This is a genomic window from Micromonospora sp. NPDC049559 (assembly GCF_040676675.1).
Taxonomy (GTDB): Bacteria; Actinomycetota; Actinomycetes; order Mycobacteriales; family Micromonosporaceae; genus JBFAPK01.
On record NZ_JBFAPK010000002.1, the window covers coordinates 467,969 to 490,112 of the forward strand.

The following is a 22,144-nucleotide window of genomic DNA, read 5'->3' on the forward strand; positions in this document are numbered from 1 at the left end:
AGGGTTGCGGAGTCTCGGCGGTTCGGCCTTGGGATTGCCGGTGTAGGTCGCGTCGCCGGTATGCCGGCCGACCCGTGGAGGTGTCAGGTCACCGGGGTTGCGTGGACAGGAGAGGTTTCCCGCCAAGTACGCCCGCCACCCCTCCGGGAGCACCTCTCAGCGACAGGTCAGACGGGCAGGCGCGGCGATCGGTCATGATCCTCACGTACGGCGAGGGAGTAACGTCAACCCACGCAGTGATGCTTGTCGCTCAGGGAGGTCAGATGAACATACGCAGGCGGACAACAGCCGCCGCAGCCGGCGCGCTGATGACGATTGCGGCTCTCGCGGTAAGTGGCACGGCAACCGCCGCCACTTCTTCGCCGGCATCGGCCCAGGCTGGCATCACCCACGAGGAGAACCCTCGCGTCCCGGAAGGCGCGGTGTGGACGGAGGCATACTTTCCGTCCGCCGACCACAGCGGCGTCGAACTTCACGCCGACGTCCTCCGGCCGAAGCACTTGTCGCCCCGCACCAGGACGCCGGTGATCCTCGCCGTCGGTCCCTACTTCGGCCACGCGGGCCAAACGGGGCCGGAGGGGTGGACCCAAACCGGGCCGTCCAATCGGTTTGAGGACTTCACCAGCGGCGCCAACCTCTTCGCCCGCGGCTACACCTACGTCATGGTCGACCTACGCGGCTTCGGCGGGAGCACCGGCTGCCTCGACTGGGTGGGCCCCGGCGAGCAGGCGGATGTAAAGGCCGCGATCCAGTGGGCGGCAACCCAGCCGTGGTCGACGGGCAAGGTGGGCATGTACGGCAAGTCGTACGACGCCGTGACCGGCCTCGTCGGAAACAACCTGCGCCTCGGCGCGCTGAAGGCCGTCGTCGCTCAAGAGCCGGTGTGGAACATGTACAACTACCTGTTCAGCAACGGCGTTCCCCGACCCAACGTGACCGGCACACCGAATGCCTACAACGACATCGCCACGATCCCGCCGCTGTCCGACGACACCGACCGCTACCAGGCCAACGCGACCTACGAGGAGAGCCACCCCGAGTGCCTCGCCGACAACCTCGCGAACAACAACAACCCTGACCTCGACTCGCCCTACTGGCGCGCCCGCAACCTCGCGGCGAAGGCACGGGGCACGAGCACCCCGCTGTTCGTCACCCAGGGCTTCATCGAGAACAACACCAAGCCGGAGGACGTCGAGGAGTACCTCGACAACCACCACGGTGTCGAGCGGGGCTGGCTGGGCCAGTGGGAGCACGTCCGCGGCAACGAGACGAACGACCAGGGTCAGCTCCTGATGGGTCGCGCCGGCTTCTTCGACGAGGTCATGCGCTTCTACGACCGCTACCTGAAGGGCAACAAGACGACGGTCCACGACCCCGCCTTCGCCATCGAAGACAACACCGGCGCGTGGCGCGCACAGCCGACCTGGCCGACACCGTCGTCGTACACGGTGGCAAACCTGCCGGACGGCCAGTACGTCGACGACGGCCTCGCCTCGACGCTTGCCGCAGCGGCCGCACCCACCGACCAGAAGTGGGACATGGAACACGCCACGGATCCCGCCCCGCCCGCCGCGAAAGCCCTCGCGCCGATGACGGCGGCCGCAGACACGCACAGCTACTTCAGCTGGTCCACGCCGACCACGTCCCGGCTGCGGATCACCGCCACGCCGCGGATCACGTTGCACGCCAGCGCGCCCGGCAACGTCATGGTGCGGCTGTGGGACGTCGCCCCGGACGGAACCGCGGTGATGTTCGACGAAAACGTCGCGCTGATCGAACGGGCGGGCGAGGTCGCGTTCGATCTGAAGTCCACCGACTGGACCTTCGAGGTGGGTCACCAGCTCGGGGTTCAGGTCGGCACGATCGGCAGCGGGAACTGGCGCGACATCCCAAGTGGCAACACGATCCGGGTCACCGGAGCGCGATTGGGTCTGGCGCTGCAGAACCCCGGGCTCGACGTGTCAACCCAGGGCGACCGATCGCCGTTCCTCGACACCTACCTGAGCCAATCCACCCGGACGCTCAGCGGCGTCGACGAGGGCACCTTCCCGCTCGCCCTCCGCAACCGGCACTGAGCGACCCATCGACAGGAGTGGACTGCCCGGCCCCGTCGTGGGGCCGAGCAGTCCACCGGCCGCCCCTCCACGATCCACCGCCGTCGCGCCCGCTCGGGGTGAGTTCCTCGAACCTCGGCTCCCGTCCCGTGGCCTCCGGCCCGGTCCAGCGCCCATCGACGCAGCCGCCGCTCGACCTCCGACAGCACGGCGCGCAGGTTCCGCCCTTCCAACCGGGCGCCGCCACGCGGTCGATGCGCGGCAGAGGCCCTGCTATCGCTGCTAGCTAGCCTCACCCAGGCGGCACCGAAGGAAACGACACGTGATGCCCATTGCGGTACCGCCGTTCCTCACGCCTGGAGCGGGGAATCCCGGTCACCCCGTAGCCGACGACGGCGCCGACGCCCGTCTCCTCGGTCACGGTACCGGCGGCGGCCGCGAGACCGGCAATGATCGCGGCATCGATCATGCCCTTGACCAGTCCGCCGATCGCCTCGCCGGCCGACCCGACCGCGTCGGCCATCTCCAGGTACGCGCGGGCGACGGTCTCCAGCGGTGCCTGCAGCCCGACCACGCTCGCGGCGAGATCGGTGAAGTACCGCACGGCGGCGTCACCGGCGTGGCCCCGCCAGAACAGCTCCAGGGTTCCCGCCCCGGACTGCATGTTGAGGGCCAGGTCGTGCAGCGCCCACCGGCGTTGGTCAGCACCGGCGCCATGGTGGCCAGGCCCTCCCAGTCACCGGCCAACCGCTCCTGCATCCAGCCGACGGGGTCGAAGCCGAGCACGGCGTCGAACCCCTTGAGCGCCCATGACGTGGGGCTGAGGTAGTCCATCCAGGCCATGGGATTCGACGGGTTGCCTGGCTCGGCCGGGGCGACGAAATGCCCTCCGACGTAGCGCGGGTCGACGAAGGCAGGCGGCCGGCCCAGGTCGTCGGCGAGTTCGTCTTCCGGCGCGGTCGGGCAGCGGTCGGCGCCGTCCGGCAGGAGCCGGTCGAGCAACCGGCCCCACCTGGACCTGCACTACGAACTCGGCGGGCGCGGCCTGGTGCTCGTGCCGTCGCTATTCGCCTGGCCGAACATCTTCGTCAAGGCGTCCGAGCCCTGGGCTCCGGTACTGCGGTATCCCAGTCGGGGCGTGGGCTCGATGTGGACCGACGACCCACCCGCGCCCGATCTCGCCCCGGTCCTCGGCCAGGCTCGGGCGACCCTGCTGGCCGAGCTGGCGTCCCCGTCGACGACGACGGCACTGGCCCGCCGTCCGGGCTGGCCCCGAGCGGAGTCTCGGCCCACCTCTCGCGGCTCGCCGCCGCAGGCCTGATCACCCGGCAGCCTCCATGAGCAGCGTGGCGGTGGACTCGGCGGTGGCGGAGAGAACCTCCGTGTCAGGGTCGCGAACTCGGGTCACCGGGTGCTAGGTCACCGGTCGCGTAGGGGGCCGGTCGAGCTGCGGACGATCAGCTCGGGGTCGAACAGCAGCTCCCCGCGGGGCACGTTCCGCCGGCTCACCAGGTGGACCATGGCGGTGGCGATGGACTGCGCAATGCGCTCGACCGGCTGGCGGACGGTCGTCAACGGCGGCTCGACGAACGCCATGATCTCGGAGTCGTCGTACCCGATCACCGACACGTCGTCCGGCACCGACAGGCCTCGCCGCCGGGCCGCTCGAATGGCACCCAGGGCCATGTAGTCGCTCGCCGCGACCAGCGCGGTCACGTCTTGGTCGAGCAGTGTCTCCGCGGCCGACATGCCACCTTCAATGCTGTACACCTGGTGTGCGACGAGCTTGTCGGGATCCTCCACCCCGCGGTGCCGCATCGCCGCGATGAAGCCCTCCAGCCGCCGGTCGCTCGGCCGGTTCCCGACCGGACCGACGATCATGCCGATCTCCCGGTGGCCCAGCCGCCACAGGTGGTCGACGGCGAGTTCGGCGGCTACTCGGTCGTTCGTCGAGAAGCTGGGCGCCTGGCTGCCCTCGATCGCGCCGTTCATCAGCACGAACGGGATCTGTCGTTTCTGCAGCAGGCGGTACACCGCGGGATCCGCGCCGACCAGGGTGTTGCTGGCCGAGGCGAAGATGACCCCGGCGATGCCGAGGTCGGCGGTGGATCGGATGAAGTCGATCTCCTGGAACCCGCCGATCGTGGTGGAACACACGATCGCTTTGAGTCCCTGGGGCGCCAGCGCCGACTCGATGAGTTCGCAGAGCCGCCCGAAGAACGGCTGCGCGAGTTCCGGCGTCAGCACGACAACGAGCTGACTGGCTGTCCCCCGGTCGTAGCCGAGCTCGCGGATCGCCTCCTCCACCACGCGGCGCGTGCTCGCCGCAACGGCGCCCCGGCGGTTGAGGACCCGGCTGACGGTCGCTTCGCTGACTCCGGCGCGGGCGGCGACATCGCTGATTCCGACCTTGACCATGGCTCCCTATCGATCGATCCCCCATTGCGCCGTCCCAGTGTAGAGCCGGCCGTGCGGCCCGCCGCCGATGCACGCGATCCGCTCGTCACCGTAACTTCCTTGCCCGATTATTGCAGAGATTTCCACCAATCGGGCAATGTACGGTGTCTCTGCGCGTCGTCATAGCGCGAAGCCGCCCGGCTCGTGCCTCGGTGACCGAACCGTTCCCGCCGCCGACCATCGAAATTCGGACCTTGACGAGTGTTGACGTGTTCGTGACGCGTATGTAACAGTCCCTTCCACCATTCGACATCGAGGAAGGGCATGGCCTCTCATGCGGGTACGGGTCGGGTCGAGCTTGGGCGACCTCACCGAGTCCTACGACTGGGCGTCGGCGCGGGCCCTCGAATGGGTCCAGACCGGGCGGGCCGCCGGCAACCTGCCCAGCTACTGGGCCGGGCTGACCGACCGGCCGATGTTCTACTCCCGGGACCTCGCGCACCAGATGCTCGGCGCGCACCTGCTGGGCCTGGACGCCGAGAACCTCGCGATGCTGCGGCACTTCGCCGCGTCGGCGACCCGCGCCCGCGGGTGGTATCCGTTGTGGGCCTTCATGTTCGACGGCACGCCGGCGGCGATCGACTACCACTCCGACGACGATTTCGTACGTGAGGTGCCGGCCGCGTTCGAGCTGGTGGAGAAGGCGGTCGAGCAGTACCGCTGGACCGGCGACGAGGGCTTCCTGTGCGCGGACTTCCTGCGCACCACGATGACGCTGTTCGTCGAGGCGCACGATCCGCTGGGTATCGGGGTCGCCGGAGCGGCGGGCACCGGTGACATCTTCGCCGGCACGGCTACCTACAACGAGGCGGCGGATCCACCGTACCTGCGGGTCGCCGCCGACGGGCTGGCCAGCCAGTGGGCCGCCCACCGGGCGGTCGGCGCGCTGGCCGGCGGCCCGATCGACACCGACTTCGCGCGCTGGAACCGGCGGCGGGCCGAGCAGCTCGAAGACATGTTCGCCGCCGACTGGTGGCTGCCGGGCGAGCGGCACTACACCTCCGGGTTCACCGCCGACGGCCCACGCGCGGGCTTCGGCCTGGAGAGCACGTGGTTCCCGGCGGTCAAGGGCGTCATGCGGGCGGACGATCGGGCGGCGGCCCATCTGGCGTACCTGAAGGCCGCGGTCGACGCCCGGCCGCCGACCAACATCGAGGCGGTCACCTACCTGCCGGAGGCGTTCCTGCGCTACGGCTGGGACGCCGAGGCGTTGCGCTGGATCCGGTACCTGGCCGCCTCGCGGGCGGACTATCCCGAGGTCCCCTTCACGCACGTGGCCCACATCGTGGTGGGCCTGACCGGTCTGGAACCCGGACCGGCGCCGGACGCCGTGCTGACCCGTTCCCACCTGCCGGCCGGCGAGTGGCTCTCGGTCGACGGGGTCCCGATCGGCGCCTCGACCGTCGGCCTGCGGCACGACGGGCGGGAGGCCACCGAACTGTGGGTGACGGCGGGCCCCGGCGTCACCTGGACCAGCACGTGGGACGGCGGGCACGTCACCACGGTTGTCGTGCCGACCGGAAGCCGCGCCCGCGCGGATGCCGACGGCGGCGTCGTCGTCCTGCCCGTACATCGATGAATCCCGGAACAGGAGCCTCTATGTCACGGAAAGTCCTGATGGCGGCGGCCGTCGCAAGCTCGCTCGTCGCGCTCACCGCGTGCAGCGGCAGCGGGTCGGACGGCGGCGGCGGGAAGACCACCATCTCGTTCGCGTTCTGGGGGAACAACGACGAGGCCGCCACGTTGAGGGCGATGGTCGCGGCCTTCCAGCAGGCGCACCCGAACATCACCGTCCAGTCGAACTGGATCCAGGGTGACTACGAGCAGAAGCTGCAGACCGCGATAGCCGGCGGCGAGGCTCCCACGGTCGCCGAGATCTCCGACACCTCGCTGCCGAGCTTCAGCCGGGCGTTCCGGCCGGTCGACGTGGACACCAGCCACTACTACTCGCCCGCGGTGGCGAAGGCCGGCAACGTCGGCGGCACGAACTACGCGGTGCCGTTCACGGCCAAGGGCAAGGTGATGGCCATCAACACGAGCCTGTTCACCGCGGCCAACCTGCCGGTGCCGTCCAGCACCACGCCGATGAGTCCGGACGACTTCGTCACCTACGCCAAGAAGCTCACGAAGCGGTCGGGCACGAAGGTCTACGGCAGCGCGCCCCTGTGGTACGACGGGTGGCTCATCGCCGTGGGCGGCTCCTACTTCACGCCCGACGGGACGAAGTGCGCCATGGGCGACGCGGCCGGCATCCGCGCCGCGCAGATCGTGGCCGACGCCGCGAAACCCGACGGGTTCACGCCGACGCGCGCCGAGGCGCAGGGCCAGGACATGGGCCAGTGGCTCGCCGACGGCAGGATCGCGATGATGCCCGACTACGGCCCGTGGGACATCCCGAAGTTCGCCGCGCTGGACCCGACCACGTTCGCGATCGTGCCGATGCCCGGCAAGGGCGAGCCAATGGAGGTCGACGCGCTGGGCATCGCGAAGGACGCCACCGCCGCGGAGGCCGAGGCAGCCAAGACGTTCGCGACCTTCATGAGCTCCGATCCCGCGGCGCAGAACCTGATGGCCTCGACCAGGTCCGCGCTGGGCGTGCCGGTGATCCAGGGCTCGGTGGACGCGTTCAAGGCGGTGGCCCCGAAGGTGAACCTGCAGGCGTTCGTCGACGCGGTCCAGAACGCCGTCCCGACCCCGCACGTCAAGAACTACCTGGCCATCGCCAGCCGGAACTCCAACGCGTGGGACACCCGGACCGCGATCGGCTCCGGCCACGAGGATCCGGCGGTCGTCATGCCGCAGGTCCAGGCCGACTGCCAGAAGATGCTCGACGAGGCGAACGAGTAGCGGCCGACGATGTCTGACGTTGTGACGCGGCTGGAGGATTTGCTCGCCCTGCTGCACGTCGCCGAGGGGTTCCGGCCCATCCTGTCGTTCCTCATCATGCTGGCCGTCGTGTTCGCCGTCTTCTTCGGCGTGCTGTGGCTGGGCGTGCGGGCGGGGCGGATGAGCCGGAACACCGCGGCGTTCTGGGCGTTCGTCTCACCGTGGATCGTCGGCTTCCTGCTCTTCACCGCCGGGCCGATGGTGTACTCGCTGATCCTGTCCTTCATGGACTGGGACCTGTTCGACCCGGCGAGGTTCGTCGGCCTCGCGAACTACCAGCACGCGCTGCACGACGACCGGCTGGCGCAGGCCATCAAGGTGACGCTGGTCTACAGCGTCGTGAGTATTCCGCTGCAGACGGTCCTGTCACTGGCCGTCGCGCTGCTGATGAACGTCAACGTGCGCGGCATCAACGTGTTCCGCACGATCTGGTATCTGCCGTCGCTGGTCACCGGCGTCGCGCAGACGGTCCTGTTCATCTACGTGTTCAACCCGGACTTCGGGCTCGTCAACGGCGCGCTGCGGCTGATCGGCATCGAGGGGCCGCAGTGGCTGTTCGACCCGGACTGGGCGCTGCCCGCGGTCGTCATCATGAGCCTCTGGACGGTGGGCGGGAACATGGTGATCTACCTCGCCGGCCTCCGGGACATCCCGGCCGAGCTGTACGAGGCCGCGGAGATCGACGGGGCGGGCCGGTGGCGCACCCTGTGGAACATCACGCTCCCGCAGATCAGTCCGGTCATCTTCTTCAACGTGGTGACCGGCATGATCGGCGCGATGCAGACCTTCACCCAGGGGTACGTGCTCACCCACAACGAGGGCGGCCTGGGCGACTCGCTGCTGTTCTACGTCTTCTACCTCTACCAGAACGCGTTCTCGCTGTTCAAGATCGGGTACGCGTCCGCACTGGCATGGATCTTGTTCGTCATGATCATGATGCTCACCGCGCTGATGTTCCGCGGCAGTGCCTTCTGGGTCTACTACGAATCCCAACGACCGAGTCGGCGGAGGCGGCGTGCCCGTGTCAGCTAGCGCACCAGAACGTCCGTACCCCGGCCACCGCCCGGCCGACCCGACGCCGCGCCCGGCGGAGGCGACCCCGAGGCCCGCGCGCCGCCGATCCGGCGGCCCGCGCCGGCAGTCGACCGCCTCCCGGGCCGTCTCGGTCGCCGTACTGACGGCCGGATCATTCGTATTCATATACCCGTTCCTCTGGATGGTGGCCTCGGCGCTGCGGACGCGGGCCGGCGTGGCGCGCGGCGGCGTGTGGCTCTGGCCGGTGCAGTGGCGCTGGTCCAACTTCGGCGACGGCCTGAGCTCGTTCCCGTTCTGGCGTTACCTCGGCAACTCCCTGCTCAGCACGCTCATTCCGGTCGTCGCCGTGGTGGTGTCGTCGTCACTGGTCGGCTTCGCGTTCGCCCGCATCCGGGCGCGCGGCTCCGGCCTACTGTTCGCGATCGTGCTCTCCACCCTCCTGCTGCCGCAGGAGGTCACGATCGTGCCGCAGTTCATCCTGTTCAAGAACCTGCACATGATCAACACGCTGTACCCCATCATCCTCCCGACGTTCTTCGGCGGCGCGTTCTTCATCTTCCTGTTCCGGCAGTTCTACCTGGGCATGCCGGAATCGCTGACCGACGCCGCGTTGATGGACGGCGCCGGCTGGTTCCGCATCTGGTTCTCCATCTACCTGCCGCTGTCCCGGCCGGTCATCATCGCCACCGGGCTGCTGCAGTTCATGGGGTACTGGAACAACTTCTTCCAGCCGGTGATCTACCTGTCCACGGACCGGTGGAAGACGCTGCCGCTCGCCCTCGCCGGCTTCCAGTCCGTGCACGGCACGGACATCCCGCTGCTCATGGCGACCGCGCTGGTGATCACGCTGCCGTGCGTCCTCATCTTCTTCCTTGCCCAGCGTCACATCATCGACGGAATTTCCTTCACGGGGAGCAAATGACAGACGTCGAAACCGCGCCCGCCGACATCTGGTTGCCGGGCGGCGGCGCCCAGACCCGCCCCGAGAACCCCGTGCGGCTGCCGGAAGGTCAGGCCACGGCCGGGCTGCGCCTGCGGGCCGGCGGCGCCGCGGAGGTACGGGTCACCGAGCTCGGCCCCGGCGTCGTCGAGGTGGTGTTCGGCCGCCTCGACGAGCCGCTCACGGTCACCGCGACGATTTCCGCCACCGACGCCGTCGCGTGGTGGCGGCCGGGCAGCGGGGTGCCGCACGCCACGATCCCGCCGTCCTGGGCGCAGGCGGTCGACGTCACCGCCCTGCAGGACATCCCGCTCGGGGCGCTGCTCACCCGGAGCGACGCCACCCGCCTGGTGTACGCGCTGGACGCCGCCACATCGCCGACCCTCGTCCGCGCCGGCCTGGTCGAGGAGACCGCCGAGTTCGTGGTGATGCTGACCGTCACCGGGCCGCCGGCGGGCGACGTGCGTCTGTACCTCGACAGCTCCGGCGGCCCGTTCGCCACGGCCGCGCCCGGGGCGGGCGGCTGGCTGCAGGGGCCCACCGGTCACCGGCCGGCGCCCGGTGCGACCGACCCCGTGCTGTGCACGTGGTACTTCGCCCACCAGCATGTCTCCGCCGCCACGATCGAGAGCGCGGCGGACCGCGCGGCCGAGTTGGGCTTCGGCACGTTGATCGTCGACGACGGCTGGCAGACGACCTCGCACGGCCGGGGATACGGATCGTGCGGCGACTGGGAGGTGGCGACCGAGAAGTTCCCCGATCCGGCCGGCCTGGTCCGCCGGCTGCGGGCCCGCGGGATACGCACGGTGTGGTGGATCGGTACGCCGTTCCTCGGTCACCGCGCCCGCGCCCGCGACCTGGGTCTCGCCACGCTGTACGACGAACCGGACCTGGACGCGGAGGTCCTGGACCCGCGGGACCCGGCCACCCGCGCGTACCTCGTCGGGCGGATCCGCGATCTGGTCGAAAGCACCGAGGCCGACGGAGTCAAGCTGGATTTTCTCGAACGGTTCGTGGACCGGCCGGACGGCGGCCCCTCGGTGGCGGCGGCGGCCGTCCGAGCCATGGAGGAGGTCGTCGCCGAGCTGCGCGGCGTCGGCATCGAGCCGCTGGTCGAGTTCCGCGAACCGTACGTCCATCCGGCCGTGGCCCGGGTCGCCTCCATGATCAGAGTCGCCGACTGTCCGCTCAGCCCGGTGCAGAACCGTGTCGGCATCGTCGACCTGCGGCTCGCCCGCCCGGGCACGCCGATACACAGCGACCCCATCATGTGGACCGCGGCCGAGAGCCCGGAGCGCGTGGCCCATCACCTGATCAACGGACTGCTCGGGGTGCCACAGGTCTCCGTCGACCTGCTCGGGCTGCGCGAGGAGCAGGCCGAGGCGCTCGCCTTCTGGCTGGGCGTGTGGCGCGAGCACCGCGACCTGTTGCTGCACGGGGAACTGCGCCCGGAACGTCCCGACCTGTCGTACCCGGTGGTCCACGCCCGCAGCGGCGCACGACGCTTTGTCGTCCGGTACGCTCCGATGCCGGTGGCGATTCCCGACGAGGACTGGACCGAAATCCTGCTCGCCAACGCCGACGACAGCGCACCGATCCTGCGCAACGAGGCCGACGAGACACGCGCTGACCTACGGGTGTGGGACGCCCGGGGCCGGCTCGTCGCGCGGGACCCCATCGTCCTGCCGCCCGGGCCGACGGCCGTGGACGTGCCCACCGGCGGACTCGCCCGGCTGCGCCGGATCGTGATCCCGGCGGCCCGGGCATGACCGGTGCCGTGCTCGTTCCGCACACCCATTGGGACCGCGAATGGTACGAGCCGTTCCAGGTCTTCCGTCATCGGCTCGTCGAGGTGCTCGACGCCGTGCTGGACATGGCCGAGGCGGACCCCGCGTTCCGGTTCACCCTGGACGGGCAGACCGCGGCCATCGAGGACTATCTGGCGATCCGGCCGCGGCACACCGAACGGGTCCGGGCGGCGGTACGGCGCGGGCAACTCGCGATCGGCCCGTGGCTCATCCTGCTCGACGAGTTCCTCTGCGGCGGGGAGACGATCGTCCGCAACCTCCAGCTCGGCTGGGCCGGCGCCGAACGGCTCGGCGGGGCGATGGACGTTGGATACCTGCCCGACATGTTCGGCCACGTCGCCCAGATGCCACAGATCCTCGCGCGGGCGGGCATCCGGCACGCGGCGCTGTGGCGCGGGGTGCCGGGCCGGGTGGCCGGCCACGCGTTCCGCTGGGCGGCGCCGGACGGCTCGCAGGTGCGCGTCGAGTACCTGTTCGACGGCTACGGCAACGGCCTCGACCTCCTGCTCGTACCGGACGAGATTCCCCGCGCCCTGCGTCAGTACCGGGACACCACGGTCGGTCGGTGGGGCGGCGACCCGATGCTCGCGATGGTCGGCAGCGACCACACGGCGCCGCGACCCGACCTGATGGACCTCGTCCGCCGGTACGACTCGGCCGGCATGCCACTCGCCGTCGCCACGCTCGCCGAGTACGTTCACGGCCGTACGGACGATCCCGCGCTCGCCCGGGTCGATGGCGAGCTGCGCAGCCACGCGCGGGCGAACATCCTGCCCGGGGTCGTCTCCGTCCGGCGGCGGCTCAAGACCGCGATGGCGGCGGCCGAACGCGTCGTCGGCGAGGCGGAACGGCTCACCGTCGACGCGCCGCTCGAGCGCACCGCGCCGTTCCTCGACCTCGCCTGGCGGAAGATCGTCGAGTCCAGCGCGCACGACTCGGTCGTCGGCTCCGGCACGGACGAGACCGTGGAGCAGGTGGCCGCCCGACTCGCCGAGGCGGCCCAGCTCGGGCGTGCCGTCCGCGACGCCGCCGTCCGCGACGCCGGGGCCGCCGTGCCGAGTGACGCGATCCTCGTGGTCAACCCGCTCACCGCGCCGCGCACGATCGTTGTCGAGACCGAGGTGGCGGCAGCGGCCGGCGCCGCCCTCGAGGCCGTGCTTCCGGATGGTCGGCGGCTGCCGGTCCAGGAGGGCGAACGCGCCCCGGTGCTCCTCGCGGACGAGGAATGGGACGCGGCCGACGTCGAGCGGGTGCTGCGGCGCATCCATCGCCGCGAACTCTTCGGCCGGCAGATCGACCGGTACGAGATCGTGCCCGGCCGTCTCACGTTCCGGGTCGCCGAGGTGCCCGCGACCGAGAGGTTCGACCTGCTCGGGTTGCGCGACGAGATGCGCCGGGCCGTGGCCGCGCACCAGGGTCCCTGGCGCGTCGTGACGCTCGCCGAGCCGAGGGCCACCGTCCTCACCGGGGTGCCGGTCGGCGCGTCGGGCAGCGTGGCCGTACGCATCGTTTCCGCGGCCGGGCCTCGCGCCGGCTCGGACCTGCGCGCCACCGCGTCCGCCGCCACGAACGGGCTCGTCTCGGTCGCGGTACGCGCGGACGGGACGCTCGACATCGAGGGGCGGGACGGCACCGTCCTGCGCGGCGTCGGCCGGCTGGTCGACGGCGGCGACCGGGGCGACAGCTACAACTACGCGCCGCCGGCGTTCGACCGGGTGGTCGACGCGCCGGCGGCCGTCGAAACCCGGCTCCTCGAGTCGGGTCCGGTCCGCGCCGCCATCGCGGTCGACCGGTGGTACGAGCTGCCCGCGTCGCTCGGCGATGATCCGGACCGCCGCTCCACCGAGGTGCGCCGGATGCCCGTACGGATGCGGGTCGAGCTGCGGGCCGGGGAGCCGTTCGTCCGCCTGTCACTCGCCCTCGTCAACGTGGTGTCCGACCACCGCCTGCGGTTGCACGTCCCGCTCCCCCGCCCGGCGGCGCGTTCAGCGGCCGAGGGACAGTTCGCGGTCACCGAGCGCGGGCTGACCAACGAAGGAGGCTGGGGCGAGTTCCCGCTGCCCACCTACCCGGCCGACGGCTTCGTGTCGGCCGGAGACGCGACCGTGCTGCTGGGCGGCGGCGCCACCGAGTACGAGCTGGTCGCGGACGGCACCGAGCTCGCCCTGACGCTGCTCCGGTCGGTCGGGGCGATCAGCGTCAACGTCCACCCGCTTCGCGACGAGCCGGCCGCCGCCGAGATCCCGATCCCCGGCGGCCAGGAGCTGGGCCGCGACATCGAAATCGAGCTGGGCGTGCTGCCGGCCGCCGGTGGATGGCACGCCTGCGACGCCGTCCGCTGGGCGGAACACTTCCGCTCACCCGGCCTGTGGCGGCGCGGCGCCGCCCCCGCGGGCGGCGAGCTGCCCCCGGCGCGGTCCGGACTCGCGGTCACCGGCCGTGGTGTCGCGGTCGCGGCGCTGCGCCGGGCACCCGCCGGGATCGAGCTGCGGCTGGTCGCGATGACACCCGAGCCGACCGTCGCGACGGTCACCGGTGCACCGACGGTCGCGACCACGGTGGACCTGCTCGGCCGGCCACTCGAACGGCACCCCGCGGGCCCGGCGTGGGAGATCCCGCTGCGACCATGGGAAATCCGTACCCTGCACCTGGCCTGAGGCCTGCGACGTACGCCGCGAAAGGAGACCGACAACCGTGACCGCCCCTTATGAGGTCATCGCACCGCCCGTCGGGGCAGAGCCTCCCCGCGCCCGGATGCGCTCGGACGCGGGCGTCCTGCGACTCGACGGGCGGTGGCGGTTCGCCTGGGCACCCACCGCCGACACCGGCCGGGATCCCTCGGACCCCGGTGACACCTGGGACGAGATCCCGGTCCCCGCGCACTGGCAGCTGTGCGGCTACGGCACTCCCGCGTACACCAACGTGCGCTACCCGTTCCCGCTCGACCCGCCCCGCGTGCCGGAGGCGAATCCCACCGGCGAATACCGCCGGATCGTCCGCCGCCCGCCCGGCTGGGACACCGGGCGGGTGCTCCTGCGCTTCGACGGCGTCGACTCCTGGTTCGAGGTGTGGGTGAACGGCACCCCGGTCGGCCGGTCGTCGGGCAGCCGGCTCACCGTCGAGTTCGACGTGAGCGACGTGCTCACCGGCGGTGACGACCTCCTGGCGGTACGGGTGCACCAATGGAGCTTCGGCAGCTACGTCGAGGACCAGGACCAGTGGTGGCTGTCGGGCATCTTCCGCCCCGTCGCGCTCGTGCATCGACCGGAGGGCGGCATCGACGACGTTCGCATCGTCGCGGGCTACGACCACCGTACCGGCGACGGGCGGCTGCTCGTCGAGGTGCGCGCTGCCGGGCCCGCGACGGTGGAGCTCGCCGAACTCGGCATCCGCACGGCCGCCGGAGACCCGATCCTGATCCCCGGTGTCGAACCGTGGTCCGCCGAGTCGCCACGCCTCTACCGGGTCGTCATCGCCAACGGAGCAGAGGCCGTCTCCGCCGACGTCGGCTTCCGCACCGTCGCCGTCGAGAACGGCCAGCTTCTCATCAACGGCGCCCCGCTGGTCTTCCGGGGCGTGAACCGGCACGACTTCGACCCCCGCCGCGGGCGGGCGGTGACGAGGGACGTGCTGGAGCGCGACGTCGTCCTGATGAAGCGGCACCACGTCAACGCGGTGCGCACCAGCCACTACCCGCCCGACCCGTACCTCCTGGAGCTCTGCGACCGCTACGGCCTCTACGTGGTCGAGGAGTGCGACCTCGAGACGCACGGGTTCTCGCTGGTCGACTGGCGCGGCAATCCGTCCGACGACCCCGCCTGGCGGGACGTGTACCTGGACCGGATGCGCCGCATGGTGGAACGCGACAAGAACGCGACCAGCGTCGTGATGTGGTCGCTCGGGAACGAGGCCGGGTGGGGACGGAACCTCGCGGCGAACGCCCGGTGGACCGCCGACCGTGACCCGACCCGGCCGATCCATTACGAGGCGGACGCCGAATGCGAGAGCGTCGACGTCTACAGCCGCATGTATCCCGGCTTCGAGGAGCTCGAGGCGATCGGGCGGCGCGACGAACCGCGGATCGCGGATCGCGCCCGGGACGAGCGCCGGCGGTCGCTGCCCATGGTGATGTGCGAGTACGCGCACGCGATGGGGAACGGCCCCGGCGGGCTCGCCACGTACGAGGCCATCGTCGACGCGTACCCGCGGCTGGCCGGCGGCTTCGTGTGGGAGTGGATCGATCACGGCATCGCCGGCGAGGACTCCGACGGCCGGCGGACGTACCGCTACGGGGGAGACTTCGGCGAGACCGTGCACGACGGTTCGTTCGTGATCGACGGACTGCTCTTCCCGGATCGGACGCCCTCGCCCGGCCTCGCCGAACTCGCCGCCGTCATCGCGCCGGTGCGGATGCGCCTGGACGGCGACGACCTCGTGGTGGAGAACCGCTGGAGCTTCTCGACCACCGAGGCCGTCGACTTCTCCTGGTCGTTGACGGCCGACGGCGCGCCGGTCGGCGAGGGACGGCTGGACCCGATCGTCGTCGCACCGCTCTCGTCGTCGCGGACGGCGTTGCCGTCCGCCGTCCACGCCGCCGAATCGACCGCGCCCGGCGGGGAGCTGTGGCTGACTGTCACAGCGAGGACCGGCCGCGACGGTCCCGGCGTCGAAGCCGGGCACCTGCTCTCGCGGACGCAGCAGCGCCGCCGCGCCGCCGCCCCACGGGCCTCCGCTCCGGCCCCGGCACGGCGGATCGTGGCGGAGCCGGCGGCGTTGGGCCCGTTTCCGATCGCCCATCTCGGCATCGACGTGTGGCGGGCGCCCACCGAGAACGACCGGTCCGACGGTATAGGCGGCGGCCCGTCGATGGAGAACCGCTGGCGGGCCGCCGGCCTCGACCACGTCGAGGAGTCGACGACCGAGGTCCAGGTGGGCGAGGCGTTCGTCAAGCGCGTGACCCGAGCTGGCGCCGGACCGGACGGCGGCTTCGACGTCACGTACCTCTGGACGGCGCACGGCGACCGGCTCCGCCTCGACGTGCGGATCGACCGTCGCGGCGACCCCGATCTCGCGCTGCCCCGGCTCGGTGTCGTCCTCGCGCTGCGCGCGACCGATCCCGGCTCCGCGCAGCTGGAATGGTTCGGCCGAGGACCGGGAGAAAGCTATCCCGACTCCCGGTCGGCGACCTGGTTCGGGCGGCATCGCATGACCGTCCGCGACGCGCAGGTGCCGTACGTCGTCCCCCAGGAGAACGGGAACCGGTCGGACGTCCGCTGGTTGCGGTTGACCGGCCCGGACGGCGGCGTGCTGATCGAGGGCCAGGAAGCCTTCCACGCCGCGGTCCGCCCGTGGTCCACCGGGCAACTGGAGCGCGCGAGGCACGCGGCGGAGCTCACCGAGGAGGGACTCCTCTGGATCCATCTCGCCGCCGGCGTGACCGGACTCGGCTCCGCGTCGTGTGGCCCGGCAGTCCGGGCGGACGCGCAGTACCGTGCCCAGGGCGCGCGCCTGATCCTCGACTTCACCGCGATCCCCGGCCCACGCCCGTGACCGGTCTGACGCTCGACGTCACGGACTTCGGGGCGGTACCGGGCCGGCACGCCGACGCGGCCCCCACGGTCTGGGCGGCCCTGCGCGCCGCCCAAGCCTCCGGCGGCCCGGTGACGCTGCGCTTCCCGCCGGGCGACTACCACCTCTGGCCGAGCGGTGCCCAACGCCGCGAGCTGTACGTCTCCAACACGGTGGGCGACGATCCGCGGTTCCGCGTCAAGACCATCGCCCTGCTCGTGGAGGCGACCGACGACCTCGTCCTGTCCGGGCCCGGTGCCCGCCTCATCGTGCACGGCGTCCAGACCACGTTCGCCGTCATCGACTCGCGGCGGATACGCATCGAGGGACTGGAGTTCGACTTCGCGGTGCCGACGGTCGTCGACGCGACCGTGGTCGACGCGGGCGTCGCCGCCGGGCACGCGTTCCGCGTCATCCGCGTGCCCGCGGCCACGCCGTTTTCCATCGAGGGGCGGTCGGTCCGCTGGCACGGGGAGATCCTCGACTCGGGCCCCGCGTGGGAGGGCCGCGACGCGCTCGAATACACGCAGATCCACGACCCGTCCCGCGAAACCACTCGCCGCGGGCCGAACCCCCTCTTCGACCGCGTGCGGTCGATCCGCGCGGTCGGCGACCGCGACATCCAGATCACGTACGACCACGACGCGGAACCGGTCGATACCGGTCTGGTGTATCAGATGCGGCTGACGACCCGGGACCACCCCGGCGCGCTGGTGTTCGACAGCTCCGGCGTGACGGTGTCCGGCGTGCGATTCCGGTTCCTGCACGGCCCCGGCGTGGTCGTGCAGACGAGTCGCGACGTCGCGATCGAGGACTGTGCGTTCCAAGCCCCGCCCGGCACCGGACGGCACACGGCCGGCTTCGCCGACTTCGTCCAGTTCTCGGGCTGCTCCGGCCGGGTGGTGGTGCGCGGGTGTCTCTTCGACGGGCCGCACGACGATCCCGTCAACGTGCACGGCACCTACCTGAGGGTGGTCAGCCAGCCGGACCCGCACACGCTCGTGCTCGTCTACGCGCATCCGGAGACGGCGGGATTTCCCCAGTTCGCGGCGGGCGACCGCGTCGAGATCGTCGACCGGACCTCGCTGCGGGTCATCGCGTCGACCGTCGTGGACCGGGCCCGGCAACCGAGCGGTCGCGACGGCGACCATCCCCTGCGGACGATCGTCCTGACGGTCCGAACCGCGGTTCCAGATGGGCTGGCCGCGCGGGCCGCGGTGGAGAACGTCACCCGCACGCCGAGCGTCCACATCGCCGGCAACGTGTTCCGCAACATGCCCACCCGAGGCGTGCTCGTGACCACCCGTCGGCCAATCCTGATCGAGGAAAACCGCTTCGAGCGGCCGGCGATGGCCGCGGTTTACGTCTCCTGCGACGCTGGTGACTGGTGGGAGTCGGGGCCGGTGCGAAGCCTGACCATCCGGCGGAACGCGTTTGTCGAGCCGGGCGCCGCGGCCGTGCTCGTCGATCCGCGGGTGGACGGTGGCGGCCGCGAGCACCCGGTCCACCACGGCATTTTCGTCGAGGCAAATTGCTTCATGCTCGACGGTGTCGCCGCGCTCGACGCCACGAGAACCCGTGGGATCCGGTTCCGGAACAACACCATCGAGCGCCCCGGTGCCGATTTCGACGCTGGCGACGTCGTCCTGAGCCGCTGTTCGGACGTGTCGGTCGATGCCGGCGTAGTGGTCCGGCGCAGCTAGTGCCTCGTCTTTGAACGTTGATCGTGGTGGTCCAGCCCGCTGCGTGCACGCCTACACACCTTCGGGCCTGCGAGGCCTCGTGCAAGACCGGCGGACCCGCGCGGTGGCCGGACCACCACCGTCACGGGCAGCATGTCCACCGGCAGGATGGTGTACTCGATCAACCCGATGGCGGTGGCTCGTTACCGCGAGCGGCACTCGGTGTCGCGGAAGAAGTCCGACCACGTCGACGCGATGGTCCTTGCCATTGACCGCTGGGGAGATCAAAGGTCTTTTGATCGTCCCCGCCGGGGACTGCCCGGTCGCCCGGCCTGGTATGACTGACTGCCCCTGTCGTACGCATGATCGGGGGGTGTTGTCGCCGGGCCGGGTGGCGTCGGCAGACCGCTGATAGGGACCGGGCCGCCGGCATGCTGGGTAGGTCTCCTCGTAACGTGGCTGCCGCGAGCCCGACGCCGAGACCGCGGCCGAGACCACGCACGAGGTACGGAGGCGGCGGGTGCACGGCGCGTACCAGGTGTTTCTGGGGTTGGATGTCGGCAAGGGTGATCACCAGGCGGTCGGGTTGGCCCCGGACGGCGGCAGGTTGCACGACGCGCCGCTGCCGAACACCGAGGCCCGACTGCGGGCTCTGTTCGACAAACTCGCCCGTCACGGCACGCTGCTCGTGGTCGTGGACCAACCCGCGTCGACCGGTGCGCTGCCGGTCGCGCGTTCGGCCTGGCCGGCGACCTCCGACCACAGCCCCATCAGCTGGTTGAGCGTTTGTTCCCAAGTTGGTGCGGCCCTTCGGTTGTTCGTCAGTACGGCGAGCCGCCGACGACGCTCCGCCGGGTTTCGGCACAGACGGACGGCATGCTCGGCGAACGACTTGGCGTCGTCGGCGATGCACATGGCCGCTCGCAGCGGATCCGGGACGCCAGTGCCGCCGTTGGTCGTCGACACGATCAACCGGGCGCGCCATATCGCCTCGATGGTCTTCAGCTTGACGCCACCGCCGATGCGCAGCGGGATCAGCACGATGTCCGCGGCGTCCAGCTCAGCGTCGAGGTCAGCGACGTAGCCGGTAACCAGCACACCTGGGCACGACTCGCCGAGGCGCGCCAGGTCCGCCGCAAGATTGACGCCACCGAGCACAAGGGTGGCACCGGGGATCTCGTTACGGATGTGGGGAAAGACTTCGGAAACCAGCCAGCGAAAGGCGTCGCGGTTTGGGGCGTAGTCGTAGTCGGCGACGAACAGCAGCCGGGGTGCGGTGAGGGTCCCGCGAGCGTCTTGCGCCGGACGGGTGGGGCCTGGCCGGTGATCCCAGCCGTTGGTGATCAGGCGCGGCGCCAGCGACCGGTCGCGCTCGAGCACCGCGGCCTCGTCCTCCGCGCTGAGCGTCACCAGCGCGCCCGCGCGTCGCCACGCCCGCAACTCCCGCTCACGCAGACCGACGACATCGGCCGCCGCGACGGGCTCGCCAAGTGCCGCGCGCTGCTCCAACAACTGGGATTCGATGTTCTGCTCGGCCAGGACGGTGCGGTGGTGCAGTTCGGGCGGAACCACCTCGAGAAGGTAGTGGCCCTCGACGTGCACAACATCATAGTCGCCATTCTGGGCCACGTGCCTGCGTATGAGGTCAGTCGCGGGCCGGCTGGCTCGCACCGGCGCCGGTCCTGGAGGCGACTCGTCGACGAAGACGTGGCATCTCAGGCCGGGTAGACTCGGGATGACCTGGCTGTCACGAGCCACGTCCTCGGCAGGAGCGACCACCACGAGGTCGACGGCCCGCTCCCGTAGAGCGCGCATCAGCACCTTCACACAGCGCGTACGCCCGCCTCCGATCGTCGGCCACAACATGTCGTGGGATACGAAGAGCGCGCGCGAGCGGCCGTCCTCTCGACGTGTGTTCATATGCGGATTCTCCGTTGGTTGTTAGTCGCTCGGATCGGATGGTGTGCGTAACATGAACTCCTCGTTGCCGATCCGCCCGGTGCCGCTGGACAGGATTGGAATAAGTCGCCACGCCGCCTCGTCGTGCGGGTCCTCCGGTGCGGCTTGACAGCTGTGGTAGATGTCAGGTGTCTGCACATCGGTTCGTTCGCCGATCAAGTTGAGGAACGCACGGTGCAGGTTCGGTGAGTCCGACCCGGTGGCGTGGTAGGCGATGAGCCGATGGTGGCCGTTTGGACCGCGTTCTGTGAAGACCATGCCCTCTTCGCCCACCAGGTCCACCCACAGCTGGCGGACCGCCGCCAGGTCCGTCCAGCCGCGGCCTCGCCGGACCCATGCCGTGCCCCGGGACGCCGGTATGACGTCCACCGTGGAAATGATCTCGTCAGGGGTGAGGTCACGGTCCGCAGCGGCCACGGCCAGCGCCTCGATTGCCCACAGGATCTCGCACATCGCTCGGACCGGCACGTAGCGGGTGTCACACGTCAGCTCCAGCTCGACCGAACCCGGCAGTTCGTCCATTGCATGGAGGTGGAACCGTGTGTCAACCCGCGGGTGGCTGTCAAGAAACAGGATCCGGCTCTGCTCGCGCAGCATCCCTGGGTCCATGCGAGGTTCCCGAGTCGGTACCGAGATCGACCCGGTCCGCTCGCGGCGATCGTTGAAGTGGCAGCCGAGGTCCATGGCCGCACCACGGGCATGTTCTACCTCCGCGCGCACCGCGCGCGCTTCGGATGGTCGGTAAAGCCCGTGTTGATATGCCTCGAGGGCGGCAGAGAAGACTCGCTGGACGGCGGCGTCGAAGCTCAAGCCGCGCAGGTCGACATGGATTGGCGAGTCCCAACAGAGGTACCCGGCCATCCGGGCGCTGTCTTCGATCAGCCGATTGGACACGAGGATCTGGACCAGAGCCTCGCGGTGCCCGGAGTAGACCCCGAACACCTCGGACATCACCGTCAGCAGAACTGCGCTGCTACTGGCCCGGACCCGTTGCGCCACCCGCGGTAACGCGGTCGCCAATGCCCGGGACTCCAGCTGCAGCGTCCAAAACCGGTTGGCCTCCTCTCGGGCCGGGACAAAGTCGAACAAGCTCGGCGGTGCCGCGTAGAGCAGGTCACGCAATCGGCACAGTGCTGCGTTGTTCATGGCTCGCCCGTCGGGCGACGACTCAAACGCCGCTTGGTCCAGCGGCTCCCAACCCTCACGTGGTGGCGGAGCCGCAGCCGGGTCCGCAAGGAATCCCGTGAGCGTTTCCTCAACGACGCGCCAGCCGTACAGGTCGAGCGCCATGTGGTTGATGACCAGTACGAGCGAGATCGGGGCGCCATCCTGCGCGAGCACCGCCACCCGCAGCGGCCACTCCGTCGCGGAGTCGAAGTTCAGCCGGCCGAGGTACGTGGCGACCTGCTTCTGGCGGTGGTCGAGGTCGCTCTGCGTGCCGTCATAAAAGCTGACCTTGAGAACACCTTCGCTCTCCACCACCTGCAACAGCTCCTCGGCCGTCCGGGTGTAGGTGGTCCGAAGCGTGGCGTATCGCTCGACGGTGCGCCCTAGGGCGACGCAGACGTCATCCAAGGTGCGCCCCTTCGGCACCGCGACGGTCCAAACCATATTGAAATAGGAGTGGTCGCCTCCCATCCATTCGATGGCGTTCCACATCGCCTGCTGCCCATTGGTCGCCAAAGCCGTCGCCGTCTGGCCTACGCTCAACTGCAGGAGCAGCTCGCGGGCTGGTCTCATACTTTGAACGCTCCT

The 22,144-nt window shown here is 70.5% G+C and carries 13 protein-coding genes and 1 pseudogene; 10 read left to right on the plus strand and 4 right to left on the minus strand.

The features are described 5' to 3' along the window. The first annotated feature begins 263 nt into the window (after positions 1 to 263). Positions 264 to 2,075 carry a CocE/NonD family hydrolase gene (locus AB0J86_RS05045; protein WP_363852729.1) on the plus strand — a complete coding sequence of 604 codons (1,812 nt, stop codon included), beginning with the start codon at positions 264 to 266 and terminating at the stop codon, positions 2,073 to 2,075. Positions 2,076 to 2,346: 271 nt separating this feature from the next. Here the strand turns inward: AB0J86_RS05045 and AB0J86_RS05050 are convergent, their stop codons facing one another. Together AB0J86_RS05050 and AB0J86_RS05055 are read right to left on the minus strand one after the other, a co-directional pair. Further along, complete coding sequence (locus AB0J86_RS05050; protein ID WP_363852732.1) at positions 2,347 to 2,718, minus strand: hypothetical protein; 372 nt, start codon at positions 2,716 to 2,718, stop codon at positions 2,347 to 2,349. Between the two features lie 755 nt (positions 2,719 to 3,473). Then, positions 3,474 to 4,472: a LacI family DNA-binding transcriptional regulator gene (locus AB0J86_RS05055; protein WP_363852735.1), complete on the minus strand. Its 999-nt coding sequence runs from the start codon at positions 4,470 to 4,472 to the stop codon at positions 3,474 to 3,476. A 313-nt stretch (positions 4,473 to 4,785) separates the two neighbouring features. On the opposite strand from AB0J86_RS05055, the gene AB0J86_RS05060 reads away from it, so the two are divergent. The 9 genes and pseudogenes from AB0J86_RS05060 to AB0J86_RS05100 form a co-directional block, all read left to right on the plus strand. Then, a complete protein-coding gene (locus AB0J86_RS05060; protein ID WP_363852738.1) occupies positions 4,786 to 6,090 on the plus strand; it encodes a hypothetical protein in 1,305 nt (434 codons plus the stop codon). A gap of 20 nt (positions 6,091 to 6,110) precedes the next feature. Then, positions 6,111 to 7,358, plus strand: a complete 1,248-nt coding sequence (locus tag AB0J86_RS05065; protein WP_363852741.1) for an extracellular solute-binding protein — start codon at positions 6,111 to 6,113, stop codon at positions 7,356 to 7,358. Between the two features lie 9 nt (positions 7,359 to 7,367). Next, positions 7,368 to 8,429, plus strand: a complete 1,062-nt coding sequence (locus AB0J86_RS05070) for a sugar ABC transporter permease (RefSeq protein ID WP_363852744.1) — start codon at positions 7,368 to 7,370, stop codon at positions 8,427 to 8,429. Positions 8,430 to 8,613: 184 nt separating this feature from the next. Continuing rightward, entirely contained in the window at positions 8,614 to 9,354 is a 741-nt protein-coding gene (locus AB0J86_RS05075; protein ID WP_363852746.1) for a carbohydrate ABC transporter permease, read from the plus strand. Continuing rightward, a complete protein-coding gene (locus AB0J86_RS05080; protein WP_363852749.1) occupies positions 9,351 to 11,141 on the plus strand; it encodes an alpha-galactosidase in 1,791 nt (596 codons plus the stop codon). Before AB0J86_RS05075 ends, AB0J86_RS05080 begins: the two co-directional genes overlap by 4 nt. Before the next feature lie 8 nt (positions 11,142 to 11,149). Then, positions 11,150 to 13,837, plus strand: coding sequence for a hypothetical protein (locus AB0J86_RS05085; protein ID WP_363852752.1), 2,688 nt, complete (start codon positions 11,150 to 11,152; stop codon positions 13,835 to 13,837). A gap of 37 nt (positions 13,838 to 13,874) precedes the next feature. Next, positions 13,875 to 16,730 (plus strand): glycoside hydrolase family 2 TIM barrel-domain containing protein, encoded by a 2,856-nt coding sequence (locus AB0J86_RS05090; RefSeq protein WP_363852754.1) that lies wholly within the window; start codon positions 13,875 to 13,877, stop codon positions 16,728 to 16,730. Then, positions 16,727 to 18,451, plus strand: a complete 1,725-nt coding sequence (locus tag AB0J86_RS05095; protein WP_363852757.1) for a right-handed parallel beta-helix repeat-containing protein — start codon at positions 16,727 to 16,729, stop codon at positions 18,449 to 18,451. The genes AB0J86_RS05090 and AB0J86_RS05095 overlap by 4 nt, the downstream gene beginning before the upstream one ends. Before the next feature lie 499 nt (positions 18,452 to 18,950). After that, positions 18,951 to 19,157: pseudogene (locus AB0J86_RS05100) on the plus strand (transposase); the annotation flags it as partial. Here the strand turns inward: AB0J86_RS05100 and AB0J86_RS05105 are convergent. Further along, on the minus strand, positions 19,103 to 20,350 hold the full coding sequence (locus AB0J86_RS05105) for a glycosyltransferase family 4 protein (protein ID WP_363852760.1): 1,248 nt from the start codon (positions 20,348 to 20,350) through the stop codon (positions 19,103 to 19,105). The pseudogene AB0J86_RS05100 and the gene AB0J86_RS05105 sit on opposite strands and share 55 nt — an antisense overlap. A 21-nt stretch (positions 20,351 to 20,371) precedes the next feature. Next, on the minus strand, positions 20,372 to 22,129 hold the full coding sequence (locus AB0J86_RS05110) for a hypothetical protein (RefSeq protein WP_363852763.1): 1,758 nt from the start codon (positions 22,127 to 22,129) through the stop codon (positions 20,372 to 20,374). Positions 22,130 to 22,144 lie beyond the last annotated feature (15 nt).